We start from the raw sequence: 15,175 nt of genomic DNA, 5'->3' as shown, positions 1-15,175 counted from the left end.
TGATAATTTTTCAATTGCTTTCATTTTCTAATTATCAAATTGGCACATTCTCTCATTGCCACATTGTCTAATTAAGAAAATCATCTTTTTAAAGTAAAATGACCGCGAAAAACAGGCATTGAATTGTCTATTTTTAGTGCATACCAATAGTCTGAAGCCGGAAGAGGAATTTGATTAAAAGTGCCGTCCCATGTCATTTTGTAGTGGCTTAATTCGGCAATCAATTTTCCATATCGGTCAAATATAGTGACTTGTGCCTGCGGATAATTCTCCATTCCGGTAACTTCCCAAACATCGTTATGAGAGTCATTATTTGGCGTAAAGAAAGAAGGGAAAACCAAAACTACGAATTGTTTAACCGCTAATCCGCAACCATTTTTCTCTCTGATGTAAGCAGTTTGCAATCCGCCGGGTATATCATGAAAAGAATTCGAATCTTGGAAATAGATGCCGTCTACCGAATATTCAAAATAATCTTGTGCTTTTACGGGATAAATAACAGCACTAGTGCCATCAACTTCAATTCGGTCTATTTTTGGCACACTATGTTCAAAAACAGTTACTTTTTTAATGCTAGTGCAGCTTTCTGGTTCAGGACTTGTGACTTCAACAGAATAGACTCCTGCTGCTGCGACTGTTGTGCTTTGAGTAGTGTCTCCATTTGACCACAAATAAGTCATTCCCGAAATACCTGCGTCGATAGTAATAGATTGCGATTCGCATAAAATTTCACTTTCATCCATCACAGCAGGAGGGGTGTAAATCAAAACATTTACTGCTATTCGTGTATTGTTGACACAACCACTATTTGAGGCTTCTGCATAATAAGTTGTATTAGAGGAAAGTGGAGGTGTGACAAAATTGGTTCCAGTATAAAGCGCAGTTCCTCCCGCAGGACTTGTAAACCAGCTTGTTGAGCCAATATTTGTTGATGCCTCAAGGGTAACACTTCCTGTACCGCATCTGGAGACTGGAGTTGTAACAACAGGAATGTCTGGAGTTGCATTTACGGTGGCAGTTACAGGTTTTCTATTGATTTCGCATCCAGCATCGACATAATAAGTTGTAGTTGAATTAATAATCGCCGTATTGAAGGTTTCTCCAGTAGCTAATAAGCTGCCACCGATTTGAACATCATACCAGCGTATTAAAGCCCCTGCAGTTCCTGAAGCGGTTAAGGTAAAACTTCCAGAATTGCAGACTGGTCTAGGAGTATTCGGGCTTGCCGAGGGAATTGTGATTTTGGTGCTTGTCGCTATTTCTAGAGCAGGTTCGCCTGGCATGCCGCCATATTCTACAATGTAGCCTTTTGGTTGGTAACTGTCTCCGGGAATTAGTGAACCTGTATTGGATAAATCATTCCATGAGCCCTTTATTCCGACTCCTGGCTGTGTGATATGTGCATAATCTTCGTTGCCCTGCTGATTAGGTTCACCTGAATTCCAAAAAGCAAAATTTGGAGTAGAACCATTTTGGGTTCCATTCCAGAAAATAGTTCCGGCTTCAGGGCCTGTAACCCATTTCCAAACACCTTCTGTTTCGGCATCGCTGCCACCAATCCAGCCCGTTCCAGAGGCCTGCTCCCCGACAAGTTTGGCTTCGTCAGCAGATAGTATTGTCGCTAGATATCCTTTAAGGCCGTAATAAGTACTCGATGCTGCAAGATCTTTGGCATTTGTCCAAGTAACGCCAATATTCGGGATGTATAGATAGTAATGACCTGTAGAAGGTAAATAATTCGCCTGTCCGATAGTAATTGAGAATGTTCTGGTTCCCGATGCAGTAGCAGAAGAGTTTGTGAATGTAACATCTTTTATAGCGGCCGTAAAATCATCGTAAGAAACTTCATTTACTCCGATAGTTGAACTTAAAAGGCTTAGTTTTCCTGTTGATGCATCCCAGTTCGCGGTTATACTAGGATGTAATAAGGGATTGGATAATTCTAATCGTTCAAATCCCGCAGAATAACCAGACGAAATCTGTATATAAACCGCTTGAGTGCCGTTTTCTGCAGGATCATGGTTGATTGTAATATCGGTAACTATTTTAATTGAAGTCTGTGGGCAATACAACTGGTCTCCCTGTGCTGTAAGCTTCGGAGGGTCTATTGCAAAAGATTTCCTGTTGTTTTTCTTTAAATATGATTTTGCAGTTAATGCGGGTAATTTGTTAAAACCTTTATTTGTTTCACTTGCGAGAGAGTGATTGGAGCTTAAAATAAAATATAAAGCTGTTATAATTGCTAAATTGATATTTTTCATTTTATAAAAATATCAATTATATAATTATAAAAAAATAATTTTCTACTCGAGCCAGTTTATTTTTTGGAATAAATCCCAGACTACAATTCCTGCACTTACTGAGATGTTAAGTGAATGTTTGGTTCCGAGTTGAGGAATTTCAATACACCCGTCACATATTGCAACGGCTTCCTGCGAAACACCGTAGACTTCATTTCCGAAAACCAAAGCATATTTTTGATTTTTTTCAACTTTAAAATCCTGAAGAAAAATCGCACTTTCAACCTGTTCGATTGCAAGGGTTAAAACATTTTCTTTTTTTAAGTTTTCTATAACTTCGAGTACGTTTTCATGATGTTCCCATGCGACAGTCTCGGTAGCGCCAAGTGCCGTTTTATGAATTTCTTTGTTAGGAGGAGTAGCAGTAATCCCGCAAAGAATTATTTTTTCAATCAGGAACGCGTCAGCGGTTCTAAAAACGGAACCAATATTATGAAGGCTTCGGATATCGTCTAAAATCAGAATTAAAGAAGTTTTTTTAGATTTCTTAAAATCTTCAATTGATTTGCGTTCCAGTTCGCTATTTTCGAGTTTTCTCATTGGTGTTGAATTCAGGTCATAAAAAAAGCTTCCAAAGATAAGGAAGCTTTTTCGATTATTTCTATGTTTTTCAGATTAGCTTTTTACTGGATCTGGTAAAACAGTACCTTTAATAGTTAGGACTTTTGTAGGCTGTCCTTCTGCATTAGAACTAATAGTTACCGTTTTTGTAAAAGCACCAACTCTGTCAGTAGCATATTTTACACCGATAACCCCTTTACTACCTGGAGCGATTGGTTCTTTTGGAGAAGTAGGAACTGTACATCCGCAAGATCCTTGAGCACTTGTAATGATTAATGGTTTTGTACCGTTGTTTACGAAAACAAACTCACGTTTACCGTCAGCATTGTGTGCAATAGTACCGTAGTCAATAGTCTCAGTTTCAAAAACCATTCCAGCTCCTTCAACTTTAGCAACTTTGGTTTTTTTTGTTGTTTGTGCGTTAGAAGCTGTAATTCCAGCTACTGCAAGCATAACGAATAAAATTATTTTTTTCATCTTTAAGAGTCTTTTTTATTGATGAACAAAGCTATGTAAAAATCTTAAATGTGAACGTAAAAATATTCATAAAATATTTTAATTTTTGACTTGTTCCATATTCTTTCAAAAAAAAACTAAATTCGCTGTCTTAATTTTTCATTTAAAAACACACTTAATTTGGCAGCGAAAGAGAAAGTGGTGAAAGAAACACCCTTAATGAAACAGTATAACGAAATCAAAAGAAAATACCCTGATGCTTGTCTGCTTTTCAGAGTAGGGGATTTTTATGAAACTTTTGGAGAAGATGCTATCAGGGCTTCTAAGATTTTAGGAATTACCCTGACCAAAAGAGGTGCTGGTTCTGAAACCGAAACTGCACTGGCGGGATTTCCTCACCATTCGATTAATACGTATCTGCCAAAATTGGTTAAAGCTGGTCTTCGCGTAGCAATCTGTGATCAGCTCGAAGATCCCAAAATGACCAAAACTATTGTGAAGCGAGGCGTTACAGAATTGGTAACTCCTGGTGTTTCCTTAAATGATGAGGTGCTTCAATCCAAATCAAATAACTTTTTAGCATCGGTTTATTTTGCTGGTAAAAGTATCGGGATTTCATTTTTGGATGTTTCGACGGGAGAATTTTTGGCCGCACAGGGAAATGCGGAATATATAGATAAGCTGCTTCAGAATTTTAATCCAAGTGAGGTTCTGGTTCCGAAATATAATAAAAATGATTTTAAGGATGCTTTTGGAGAAGATTTTCATAGTTTTTATCTCGAAGATTGGATCTATAAAGAAGATTACGCTTTAGAAACCTTGACGAAACATTTTCAGACCAATTCTTTAAAAGGTTTTGGTGTTGAAGAATTAAAAGAGGGCATTATTGCTTCTGGTGCAATTCTGTATTATTTGTCCGAAACGCAGCATAATCGGGTACAGCATATCACAACAATTCAGCGTATTGCCGAAGATGCTTATGTTTGGATGGATCGTTTTACGATTCGAAATTTAGAATTGTATCATAGCTATAATCCAAATGCAGTTACGCTTTTGGATGTTATCGATAAGACGCTTTCGCCAATGGGAGGAAGGTTGTTAAAACGTTGGTTGGCATTGCCATTAAAAGATAGTAATAAAGTAAAAAACAGGCATGAGGTTGTTTCTTATTTGAAATCTAGTCCTGAAATTTTACACGATATTCAATATCAAATCAAACAGATTTCAGATTTGGAACGTCTGATTTCTAAAATTGCGGCCGGAAAAATATCTCCTCGTGAAATCGTTTATCTGAGAGAGTCTCTAGATGCAATTATTCCAATCAAAACTCTGGCGCTTCAAAGTCCGCAGGAAGCGGTAAAGGTAATCGGAGATAGTTTGCATGCTTGTGATCTTCTGCGTGAAAAAATAAAAACAACTTTAAATCAAGATGCGCCGGTAGCTATTGCGAAAGGAAATGCTATAGCAAAAGGTATCAATGAAGAACTTGATGAACTCCGTGCCATTTCTACTTCAGGAAAAGAATTCTTGGAGGGAATCGAAAAAAGAGAATCGGAGCGTACGGGTATTTCTTCGTTGAAAATTTCTTTCAATAATGTTTTTGGGTATTATATCGAAGTGCGAAATACGCATAAAGATAAAGTTCCGGAAGAATGGATTCGTAAGCAGACTTTGGTAAATGCTGAGCGATACATAACCGAAGAATTAAAAGAATACGAAACGAAGATTCTTGGTGCAGAAGAAAAGATTTATAAAATAGAAACAGAGCTTTTTGAGCAGTTAGTGGCTTGGATTGCTACTTATATAAAACCAGTTCAGATGAATGCGTATCTGATTGCGCAACTGGATTGTTTGTGTTCTTTTACGCAGATGGCAGTAGAAAATCAGTATGTATGTCCGGAAATTGATGATACGTTTGAATTGGAAATCAAAAACGGAAGGCATCCTGTAATCGAAAAACAACTTCCTGTTGGAACTCCGTATATTGCCAATGATGTTTATCTGGATAGAGAAACGCAGCAAATCATCATGATTACGGGGCCGAATATGTCGGGTAAGTCGGCTATTTTGAGGCAAACGGCTCTTATAGTACTTTTGGCTCAAATGGGAAGTTTTGTGCCGGCAGACAGCGTTAGGATGGGGATTGTTGATAAAATTTTCACAAGAGTAGGGGCTTCGGACAACATTTCGATGGGAGAATCTACTTTTATGGTGGAAATGAATGAAACAGCTTCTATTTTGAATAATATTTCTGACCGAAGCTTGGTATTACTCGATGAAATCGGAAGAGGAACAAGTACTTATGACGGAATTTCGATTGCTTGGGCAATTGCTGAATTCTTGCATGAACATCCGTCTAAGGCGAAAACATTATTTGCGACGCATTATCACGAGCTGAATGAAATGACCGAATCATTGCCTAGAATTCAAAACTTTAATGTGGCGGTAAAAGAATTAAAAGACAACGTTCTTTTTGTGAGAAAGCTGGTGAAAGGAGGAAGTGCTCATAGTTTTGGAATTCATGTGGCAAAAATGGCAGGAATGCCTCAATTGGTTATTTCGAAAGCACAAAAGCTTTTAAAGAAGCTTGAAAAAAATCACTCAGGAGATGCTTTAAACGGAATTAAATCGGCGAATGACGAAATGCAGATGAGTTTCTTTAATCTTGATGATCCTTTGCTGGAGGAGATAAAAGAAGAGATTTTAGGTCTAGATATTAATGCGATTACGCCTGTCGAAGCCTTGATGAAACTTAATGAAATCAAAAGAATGCTTGCTAAGAAATAAAAATCAAGTTTTTTCAAATTTAAAGTTTAGGTTATCAGAAAGTTATAAAATAAGTCGATTTTTTTTTCTAAAAAGGCTTGTTTAATTGAATAAATGTCCTAAATTTGCACTCGCAATACAGAACAAATCAAGTGTTGTGGTTCTTTAGAGAATTTGAAATGCGAAAATAGCTCAGTTGGTAGAGCGCGACCTTGCCAAGGTCGAGGTCGCGGGTTCGAGCCCCGTTTTTCGCTCAAAAGCACATAATGCTCGGATGGTGAAATTGGTAGACACGCTGGACTTAAAATCCAGTGAACAGCAATGTTCGTGCGGGTTCAAGTCCCGCTCTGAGTACTAAAGCCTCTTCTTTTGAAGAGGCTTTTTTTATGGGGAAAAATTAAGTTTTAGTGTTTTTTAAGGGAAATCTCAGTGTCTTAGAAACTTAGTGGCTTAGTGTCTAGAAAAAAAAATCAACAATCTAAAAATCTAAAATTTATAAATGGGTGCTTTTGTAATCAGCAGAAGGTTTAATGATGAGTATAAGTTTGTTTTTACTTCTCGAAAAGGGAAAGTGATATTTACGAGTTTGAGCTATGAGTTGAGGTTTGAATGTGAAGAAGATATTGAGAGGTTTAAAAAGACAATGGATCTTGCTAGGTTTTTGAAGTTTAAGGGTTCTGGCGGGAAATATTTCTTTAAGCTAATGCTGGATGATGTTCATTTTGCTACAAGTCGAAAATACAGCACAGAATTGCTTCTTCAAAAGGGGGTTAAGGAGATTATGACTTATGCCTGCAAGGCAGAGATTTTGGATTTCTCTTCAAACGAATCTATTTTTGGAGATGATGAAAATCTTGAGGATGATGATGAGGCTGCGGAATAAAAAAAAGCGCTCGATTTGTATCGGGCGCTTTTTTTTAGGAATTAAGCATAAAAAAAACCATCTTCTAGAGATGGTTTTAAAATCGTTAGAACTTAGGTTCTAATTATTTTTTTACTTCTTCTACTTTAGCAGCAGCAGAGTCAACTTTAGCAGCAGCAGAATCAACAGTTGCAGCAGCAGAATCAACTACAGCAGCAGCAGAGTCAACAACAACAGCAGTAGAATCTACAGCAGTAGCGTCAGCAGCAGCGTCAGCTTTTTTACAAGATACAACAGTTAAAACAGCAACAACAGCTAAACTTAAAAATACTTTTTTCATCTTACTTTATTATAAAAGGTTAATTATTAATTCGTGGCAAAGATATAAATTTTTTAATATGTAAAATATTTTTTCACTTTTTTTTTAAAATATTTTCCTTACTCACGATTATCTTAGTTATCAATAAATATGCCAAAATGACAAAATAATAATATATTATTGTATTTTGTGTGATAATTATTTTTTGCTGAAAATTCTGTTGAGTTTTTGGCTTTTTTAATTCTCTTTATTGAGTTATTTTTGTTTTTTTAAGGATAATTGCAGAATCATTAAATTCGTAAATAGGCTTGGTTCTGTCAATCATTTCAGTTAAAAAAGCGAGTTTGTGACCGATTTGTGCTTTTGTAATTGTTAAAAAACACTTTTTACAATCGTTTCTGTAGCGCCTTTGTTGCTTTGAATAAATGTAGAGCAGATTTGACTTTTTTTGCGGTAAAACTCTTGGTTTGCAAGAAGTTGGTCAAAAATAGTTTTTAATTCTCCGCTGTTTGAGATTACAGAACAGCCTTCTAGATTAACAAGAGCAACAGCCTCCGCAAAATTGGAGTAATTAGGTCCGATTACGATTGGCATTCCAAAAACCGCTGGCTCAAGGATGTTGTGGATACCAGGATTTCCGAAACCGCCTCCTACATAGGCAATCGTGCCATAACTGTAAATTTTGGTCAATATGCCGACCGTGTCCACAATTAAAACTTGGTATTGCGATAAGTCTGACGCCTCTTTTTCGGAAAAGAGCACTGTCGATTTTGTAATCTGTGATTTAAGATTTTCAATCTGCTCCTTTTTGATATTGTGAGGTGCGATTATGAATTTTATATTTTCTGAAGCCTGATTGATATATTCGGCTAAAAGAACTTCGTCTTTTGGCCAAGAACTTCCAATAACAATTACTGGCTGATTATTTTTGAAGGTTTCAATAAAATGTAAAGAATTGTCGCGTTCTAAAATTGTGGCAACACGATCAAAACGTGTATCGCCTGATGCTATTGCGTTTTTAAAACCAATACCTTCAATTTTTGCTTTAGAACTTTCATTCTGCACAAAAAAATAGGTAAAAGCTTTTAAGGCGTTTCGATAAAACCCGCCGTACCATTTAAAAAACATCTGATTATCCCTGAAAATCCCAGAAATTAGGTAAGTCGGGGTTTTATAATTCTCAAGTTCTTTTAAATAATTGAGCCAGAATTCGTATTTAATAAAAAAAGCAAATTCAGGATGCACGATTTTTAAAAACTTTTTTGCATTGCTTTTGGTGTCCAAAGGCAGATATACTGTAATGTCTGCAATAGTGTTGTTTTTTCGAACTTCGTAACCTGATGGGGAAAAAAAGGTCACTATAATTTTGTGCAAAGGGAATTTTTGCTTTACTTTTTCAATAACTGGAAGGCCTTGTTCGTATTCTCCAAGTGATGCAGCATGAAACCATATAGTCTTATCGTCTGTTTTGATTTTTTCTTCTAAAATTGAAAATACATTTTTTCTGCCTTCAACAAAAAGCTTAATTTTCGGACTAAATAACGCTATGATTTTCAAGAAAAATCCTGCGATGTAAATGGTTATATTATATAAAAAAAGCATGTAATAATTTTTGTGGCTAAATTACATTTCTTTAGACTATTTTCATTGGTTTGAAGCTATTAATAACTATTTTTGTTCCTCCTTTTAGAGATTTCTGTCTGAAAACGGTGTCTTTAATTTAAATAAATTCAAAAATGAAAAAAATACAAATGGTTGACTTGAAAAGTCAATACGAAAAAATAAAATCTACCGTAGATGCTTCAATTCAGGAAGTTTTAGACACCAATACTTACATCAACGGACCTTTGGTTCATCAGTTTCAAAAAAATCTTGAAGATTATCTCGGAGCAAAACACGTGATTCCGTGCGCAAATGGAACAGATGCGTTGCAGATAGCAATGATGGCATTAGATTTGAAACCTGGAGACGAAGTTATTACTGCCGATTTTACTTTTGCAGCAACTGTAGAAGTAATTGCTTTACTGCAGTTGACTCCAGTATTGGTTGATGTTGATATGGTGAATATGAACATTGATATTGAGGCTGTAAAAAATGCAATTACACCAAAAACAAAAGCAATTGTTCCAGTTCACTTATTTGGACGCGCTGCCAACATGGATGCGATCATGGAAATTGCGGCTCAATACAATTTATATGTAATTGAAGATAATGCGCAGGCAATTGGTGCTGATTATATTTCTAAATCAGGGGCAAAAACAAAAGTAGGGACAATCGGTCACGTTGCAGCAACCTCATTTTTTCCTTCTAAAAATTTAGGATGTTACGGTGACGGTGGTGCAATTTTTACAAATGATGATAAATTAGCGCACATCATCCGCGGAATCGTAAATCACGGAATGTACGAACGTTACCACCACGATGTTGTAGGTGTAAATTCACGTCTAGATAGCATTCAGGCTGGAGTTTTAAATGCAAAATTGCCATTACTCGATGAATATAATCAAGCACGTCGTTTAGCGGCAACAAAATATAATGCAGCTTTTAATGGAAACAAACACATCATTACACCAGAATTTGATGCAAACGAAAATGATCACGTTTTTCACCAATATGTGTTAAGAATCATTGATGCAGACAGAAACGCTTTGATGCAACATTTATTGGACAAAGGGATTCCATGCGCAATTTATTACCCGATTCCGTTGCACTCTCAAAAAGCATATTTGGATCCTCGTTATAAAGAAGAGCAATTTCCGGTAACAAATCAATTAGTTCAGGAAGTTATTGCTTTGCCAATGCATACAGAACTTGATGACGAACAGATAAAATTTATTACAGACAGTGTAATTGAATTTTTAAACTAATTAACAGTTAAAAAATAACCACAAAACAAACCAAATAATGAAAGTATTAGTAACAGGAGGATTAGGATTTATAGGGTCGCACACTGTAGTCGAATTGCAAAATGAAGGCTTTGAAGTTGTAGTGATAGATGATCTTTCTAATTCGTCCGAAGATGTTTTAAAAGGAATTGAAAAAATTACGGGAAAACAGCCTGTTTTTGAAAAAATCGATTTAAGAGAAAAGAGAGATGTTCAGGATTTCTTTAAAAAACACAGCGATATTACTGGTATTATTCATTTTGCAGCTTCAAAAGCGGTTGGTGAAAGTGTTGAAAATCCGTTATTGTATTATGAAAACAATATTGGCAGCTTAGTTTATCTTTTGCAGGGATTACAGCAAAAACCTGAGGCGAGTTTTATTTTCAGTTCTTCTTGTACGGTTTACGGTCAAGCCGAAAAAATGCCGATTACAGAAGACGCACCAGTGCAAGTAGCCATGTCTCCTTATGGAAATACCAAGCAAATCGGAGAAGAAATCATTACAGATACAGCGAAAGTGACTAATATCAGCGCTATTTTGTTGCGTTATTTTAATCCAGTTGGAGCACATTCGTCAGCAGAGATTGGTGAATTGCCTTTAGGAGTTCCTCAAAATTTAGTTCCGTTTATTACGCAGACTGGAGTTGGTTTGCGTCAAGAATTGTCTGTTTTCGGAAATGACTATCCAACGCCAGACGGAACTGCTGTTCGTGACTATATTCACGTAGTCGACTTAGCAAAAGCACACGTAATTGCCTTACAGCGTTTGCTGAATAAGAAGAATTTAGCTAAAGTTGAAACCTTTAATCTGGGAACAGGAAAAGGAAGTTCTGTGCTTGAAGTCATTAACAGCTTTGAGAAAGTCAGCAATAAAAAACTGCCATACAAAATGATGCCACGCCGTGAAGGTGATGTTATTGAAGCGTATGCAAATACAGATAAGGCAAATAATGTTTTAGGATGGAAGGCTGAATTAAGTTTAGACGAAGCCATGGCAAGCGCCTGGAAATGGGAACAAAAAGTAAGGAGTAAATAATTCTTATATTAAAATTATAAAAATTTTAAGGTCCCAAATTATCATAGTATAGTTTGGGACTTTTTTAATGAGTTGATTATCATGAAACAAAATTTAGATTATAAATTGATTTTTGCACTTTCCGCAGTTGGAATAATCTGGGGAACTACATTTTTAGGAATCAGGGTTGCGGTAGAAACGATTCCGCCTTGGTTTGTAACTTCGATTCGTCAGGGATTGGCAGGGTTAATCATGATGACGATTTTATTGTTTAAAAGCGAATTAAAATGGATTGGCTGGGAAAATTTAAAGCATCAGCTTGTTCCTTCGGTTTTAATGATTGTCATTGCGAATGGTTTTACTACGATTGCAGAAAAGACTTTGCCGAGCGGATTGGCTTCAGTAATCAGTGCCTTGTCTCCGATACTTATTTTTTTAGGAAGTATTTTGTTCGGATTACAGAAAATGAGCCTAAAAGGATTTATAGGCGTAATTATTGGATTCTCTGGAGTGGTTTTTATATTCAAAGATGGACTAGGGTCGTTTTTAGATGCTGATTACAGGGCAGGAATGGTGTTTATGGGATTTGCAATTTTAGCATGGGCGGCTGGAACGATTTATACAAAAACACACGTTAATAAATCGAACAATATAACACTCAATTTGTTTTATCAATTTACAATGGCGTCCTTAATTCAGCTAGTTTTGGCTTCTATTTTTTCACCAAATCCAGATTTGAGTTCTTGGACTTTAAGAAGTATTTCAGCAGCGTTGTATCTATCAATTTTCGGTTCGGTGATTGCTTTTTTCTGTTATAATTATGCTTTAAAACATGTTACAGCAGTTCAGGTTTCTATTTTATCTTATGTAAATACAATAATTGCTGTATTTTTAGGCTGGCTTCTTTTGGATGAAGTTATTACAATCGATTTTATTATTGCGACAGCGCTTATTATTCTTGGCGTTTTTATTGTCAATTATAAGAAGAAAGAAAAGAAAGTTGCATAAAATTTTGATTCATTTTATTTTGTAAATTTGTAAGAATATAAAATGTAGGAATAATGGATTCGGATAAAGAAAATAAAAAGAACAAGATTCAAGAGCCAAGAGTAGAATACGAAACTCAAAAACCGAAATTTAAAGGTATAGATCCTGAAACTTTTGATTTTGATGCCGAGTTTGCAAAAGGATTAACACCAGAGCAAGCAAAAGCTGAATCTATTAGAAGAATTAGAGAATGGTGGGGAAAATAGAAGTTATCTTTACACCAGAAGTAATTCGATATCTAGATGATTTAGTTGTAACATTATATAAAAAGGAATATTTTGGTTTTATTGAATCTGCGGAAGATTATGTTTCTGATATACATAATGCAATTCTAGAAAGAATAAAAGAATCTCCGCATAAAAAACTCCAAAATCCATTATTTACTTAGGTTCAGAATATATTTTTTATAAACCCAACTCTAGAACAACTTGGTATGTGTTTTTTGAAAAAAGAAATCAAAATTATCTGATTACTGGAATTTTAAATAATTACAACGCAGAAGCAAAAGAGCTATAAAAACAAAATCCTCATAAACTGATTAAAGTTCATGAGGATTTTTTTATGCGTATAGTTTTTAACTGATCACTAAAAGCTGAACACTGAAGACTTAAAAATTAAGCATTCGCAGTAACCGCTTCTTTATCAATTTTATTAATCAAACCAGCCAATACTTTTCCAGGGCCAACTTCAGTAAATAAAGTAGCTCCGTCAGCAATCATTTGTTGTACAGATTGTGTCCATTTTACAGGAGCAGTCAATTGAATGATTAAGTTCTTTTTAATTTCGTTTGCATCAGAAACCGCATTTGCAGTTACGTTTTGATACACTGGACAAATTGGAGTCGAGAAAGTTGTAGCTTCAATTGCAGCAGCCAATTCTTCTCTTGCAGGTTCCATCATTGGCGAGTGGAAAGCTCCTCCAACAGGTAAAATTAAAGCACGTTTTGCTCCTGCAGCTTTCATCGCTTCGCAAGCTTTTTCAACTGCTGAAGTTTCTCCAGAAATTACTAATTGTCCTGGGCAGTTATAGTTGGCAGCAACGACAATTCCGTCAATTGAAGCACAAACTTCTTCAACGATATTATCAGCTAAACCTAAAACCGCAGCCATTGTTGATGGAGTGATTTCGCAAGCTTTTTGCATTGCCAAAGCACGCTGAGAAACTAATTTCAAACCATCTTCAAAAGATAAAGTTCCGTTAGCAACCAAAGCTGAAAATTCTCCTAAAGAATGTCCTGCTACCATTTCTGGTTTAAAATCTTCACCTAAAGTTTTAGCTAAAATAACAGAGTGTAAAAATACTGCTGGTTGTGTAACTTTAGTTTCTTTTAGTTCTTCGGCAGTGCCTTCAAACATAATATCAGTAATTCTGAAGCCTAAAATTTCATTGGCTTTTTCGAATAATTCTTTGGCTAAAGCCGAATTTTCATAAAGGTCTTTACCCATTCCTGTGAATTGCGCACCTTGACCTGGAAATACGTATGCTTTCATTTGTCTAATTTAATTTTTACTTTTTTTTTAAAATTGAAAATTAGTTTCAATTGGTGCGCAAAAGTACTATTTTTTTATTTCGTATAATCCTTAAACATATAAATCCACGCTAATCTTGAAAATCGAAGATTGAAAGGGGTGAATAAAACAATTGCAGTTGCAATAATTGGAAAGATTCTCAAATCAAAATTCTTCTCAAAGAAAAACTGTGCAATGCAATAGGTTGCAATTCCCTGAGCCACGGTTAATCCGTAGTTTACGTACATGGCACCAAAGAAGTAACCAGGTTCTTTTTGGAATTTATAGTTGCAATGACTACAATATTCATTCATTTTTGGAAAGCTGAAATTCAGAAAAATGTTTTTGTCTGTAAAGACTTTTCCTTTATGACAAATCGGACATTCGTTGCTTAAAATATGAGTTAATGCGTTTGACATGACTTTGTTGTTTTTTGTTTATACAAAGGTAATTAAGAGCGGTATAATAGTCTTTTTAGTATCTTCGCTTATTATAGCACAATAAGGACATTTTTGATTAAATTATAAAAAATAAATTCCAAATTCCAAAATGAAAAAATATCCCGTTTATAGTGTTCAGAATTTTAGTTGTAATGATATTCATCGCGATTTTTATGTCAATACTTTTACAGAACATCTCAAAAATCACAGTTTTGTAGAAGAACCGCATCGACATGATTCCTATCTAATGGTATTTTTTACGAAAGGTTCAGGACAGCACGAAGTCGATTTTGACCAGTTCGAAATCAAAAGAGGAAGTCTGTTTGTGCTACAGCCTGGACAAATGCACCATTGGAATTTATCAAAAGACATTGAAGGTTTTGTGATTATTTTTTCGCAGGAATTGTATAATTTATATTTCGGACAAAAAAAAATCAACGACTATAATTTTTATCATTCTATTCAAAACCGACCTGAAATGGTGTTTGAAGAAAACGAAATCTCAAAAATTTGCCCTTATTTTGACTTGTTGATTCAGGAAAATACTCAAGACAATAAATATCAATTAGATAAATTATTGAATTTGCTTGATTGCATTCATATCGAAGTAGCTAGGAAATATGGCGAAACTTATTCGCATCAAACACATTCGTACAATATTAAAATCAATAAGTTTGAATCGTTTTTAGAAGAATATTTCAGAACCGAAAAACTGCCTTCATTCTACGCAGAAAAATTAAATATAACCTTGAAACATCTGAACAGAATCTGCAATGAAATCCTTCAAAAAACAGCCACCGAGGTAATTACAGACCGAGTAATTCTCGAAATAAAAAGAATGCTGATTGACAAACAACTTGCCATAAACGAAGTGGCTTTCAAAGTCGGTTACGAAGATTATTCTTATTTCTCCCGTTTCTTCAAAAAACAAACCGGATTGTCGCCAACAGAATTTCGAAATACTATGCGGTGAGTTTTTTTGGCCACAAATTACACAAATTTTCACAAATTATTTT

The 15,175-nt window shown here is 35.3% G+C and carries 15 protein-coding genes and 2 tRNA genes; 10 read left to right on the top strand and 7 right to left on the bottom strand.

What is annotated here, in order from left to right; genetic code table 11:
- Positions 1-80: 80 nt before the first annotated feature.
- The 3 genes from ACFFLS_RS11045 to ACFFLS_RS11035 form a co-directional block, all read right to left on the bottom strand.
- Positions 81-2,261, bottom strand: coding sequence for an Ig-like domain-containing protein (locus ACFFLS_RS11045; RefSeq protein WP_379684877.1), 2,181 nt, complete (start codon positions 2,259-2,261; stop codon positions 81-83).
- A 42-nt stretch (positions 2,262-2,303) separates the two neighbouring features.
- Positions 2,304-2,840 carry an RNA methyltransferase gene (locus tag ACFFLS_RS11040; protein WP_379684878.1) on the bottom strand — a complete coding sequence of 179 codons (537 nt, stop codon included), beginning with the start codon at positions 2,838-2,840 and terminating at the stop codon, positions 2,304-2,306.
- A gap of 75 nt (positions 2,841-2,915) precedes the next feature.
- Entirely contained in the window at positions 2,916-3,338 is a 423-nt protein-coding gene (locus tag ACFFLS_RS11035; RefSeq protein WP_379684879.1) for a DUF1573 domain-containing protein, read from the bottom strand.
- A 159-nt stretch (positions 3,339-3,497) separates the two neighbouring features.
- Here ACFFLS_RS11035 and mutS point away from each other — a divergent pair, with 159 nt between their 5' ends.
- The 4 genes from mutS to ACFFLS_RS11015 all read left to right on the top strand — a co-directional run bounded on the left by mutS (position 3,498) and on the right by ACFFLS_RS11015 (position 6,966).
- Complete coding sequence (gene mutS / locus ACFFLS_RS11030; RefSeq protein ID WP_379684880.1) at positions 3,498-6,104, top strand: DNA mismatch repair protein MutS; 2,607 nt, start codon at positions 3,498-3,500, stop codon at positions 6,102-6,104.
- 160 nt (positions 6,105-6,264) lie between these two features.
- Positions 6,265-6,337, top strand: a tRNA-Gly gene (locus ACFFLS_RS11025).
- Between the two features lie 14 nt (positions 6,338-6,351).
- Positions 6,352-6,437: transfer RNA gene (locus ACFFLS_RS11020), tRNA-Leu, on the top strand.
- A gap of 145 nt (positions 6,438-6,582) precedes the next feature.
- Complete coding sequence (locus ACFFLS_RS11015) at positions 6,583-6,966, top strand: YegP family protein (protein ID WP_379684881.1); 384 nt, start codon at positions 6,583-6,585, stop codon at positions 6,964-6,966.
- Positions 6,967-7,069: 103 nt separating this feature from the next.
- Here ACFFLS_RS11015 and ACFFLS_RS11010 read toward each other — a convergent pair whose 3' ends face one another.
- Together ACFFLS_RS11010 and ACFFLS_RS11005 are read right to left on the bottom strand one after the other, a co-directional pair.
- Positions 7,070-7,285: a PG1828 family lipoprotein gene (locus ACFFLS_RS11010; RefSeq protein WP_379684882.1), complete on the bottom strand. Its 216-nt coding sequence runs from the start codon at positions 7,283-7,285 to the stop codon at positions 7,070-7,072.
- Between the two features lie 351 nt (positions 7,286-7,636).
- Positions 7,637-8,866 (bottom strand): 3-deoxy-D-manno-octulosonic acid transferase, encoded by a 1,230-nt coding sequence (locus tag ACFFLS_RS11005; protein ID WP_379684883.1) that lies wholly within the window; start codon positions 8,864-8,866, stop codon positions 7,637-7,639.
- 134 nt (positions 8,867-9,000) lie between these two features.
- Here ACFFLS_RS11005 and ACFFLS_RS11000 point away from each other — a divergent pair, with 134 nt between their 5' ends.
- The 5 genes from ACFFLS_RS11000 (at position 9,001) to ACFFLS_RS10980 (ending at position 12,599) form a co-directional block, all read left to right on the top strand.
- Positions 9,001-10,131: a DegT/DnrJ/EryC1/StrS family aminotransferase gene (locus ACFFLS_RS11000; RefSeq protein WP_379684885.1), complete on the top strand. Its 1,131-nt coding sequence runs from the start codon at positions 9,001-9,003 to the stop codon at positions 10,129-10,131.
- A 37-nt stretch (positions 10,132-10,168) separates the two neighbouring features.
- Positions 10,169-11,185 carry a UDP-glucose 4-epimerase GalE gene (gene galE, locus ACFFLS_RS10995; RefSeq protein ID WP_379684886.1) on the top strand — a complete coding sequence of 339 codons (1,017 nt, stop codon included), beginning with the start codon at positions 10,169-10,171 and terminating at the stop codon, positions 11,183-11,185.
- 81 nt (positions 11,186-11,266) lie between these two features.
- Positions 11,267-12,172 (top strand): DMT family transporter, encoded by a 906-nt coding sequence (locus ACFFLS_RS10990; protein WP_379684887.1) that lies wholly within the window; start codon positions 11,267-11,269, stop codon positions 12,170-12,172.
- Positions 12,173-12,225: 53 nt separating this feature from the next.
- Positions 12,226-12,417, top strand: a complete 192-nt coding sequence (locus ACFFLS_RS10985) for a hypothetical protein (protein WP_379684888.1) — start codon at positions 12,226-12,228, stop codon at positions 12,415-12,417.
- The gene (locus ACFFLS_RS10980) at positions 12,402-12,599 is read left to right on the top strand and encodes a hypothetical protein (protein ID WP_379684889.1); all 198 of its coding nucleotides are present in this window, start codon (positions 12,402-12,404) and stop codon (positions 12,597-12,599) included. The genes ACFFLS_RS10985 and ACFFLS_RS10980 overlap by 16 nt, the downstream gene beginning before the upstream one ends.
- Positions 12,600-12,825: 226 nt before the next feature.
- On the opposite strand, the gene fabD is transcribed toward ACFFLS_RS10980, so the two are convergent.
- Both fabD and ACFFLS_RS10970 read right to left on the bottom strand, forming a co-directional pair.
- Positions 12,826-13,701: an ACP S-malonyltransferase gene (gene fabD, locus ACFFLS_RS10975; protein ID WP_155102558.1), complete on the bottom strand. Its 876-nt coding sequence runs from the start codon at positions 13,699-13,701 to the stop codon at positions 12,826-12,828.
- A gap of 74 nt (positions 13,702-13,775) precedes the next feature.
- Positions 13,776-14,138: a DUF983 domain-containing protein gene (locus tag ACFFLS_RS10970; protein WP_379684890.1), complete on the bottom strand. Its 363-nt coding sequence runs from the start codon at positions 14,136-14,138 to the stop codon at positions 13,776-13,778.
- A 130-nt stretch (positions 14,139-14,268) separates the two neighbouring features.
- Here ACFFLS_RS10970 and ACFFLS_RS10965 point away from each other — a divergent pair, with 130 nt between their 5' ends.
- Positions 14,269-15,132, top strand: coding sequence for a helix-turn-helix domain-containing protein (locus ACFFLS_RS10965; protein WP_379684891.1), 864 nt, complete (start codon positions 14,269-14,271; stop codon positions 15,130-15,132).
- Positions 15,133-15,175 lie beyond the last annotated feature (43 nt).

This window comes from Flavobacterium procerum (genome assembly GCF_042431625.1).
GTDB classification, from domain to species: domain Bacteria; phylum Bacteroidota; class Bacteroidia; order Flavobacteriales; family Flavobacteriaceae; genus Flavobacterium; species Flavobacterium procerum.
The sequence above is the reverse complement of the archived record's forward strand: the minus strand, read 5'-3'. Positions and strand labels throughout refer to the sequence as shown.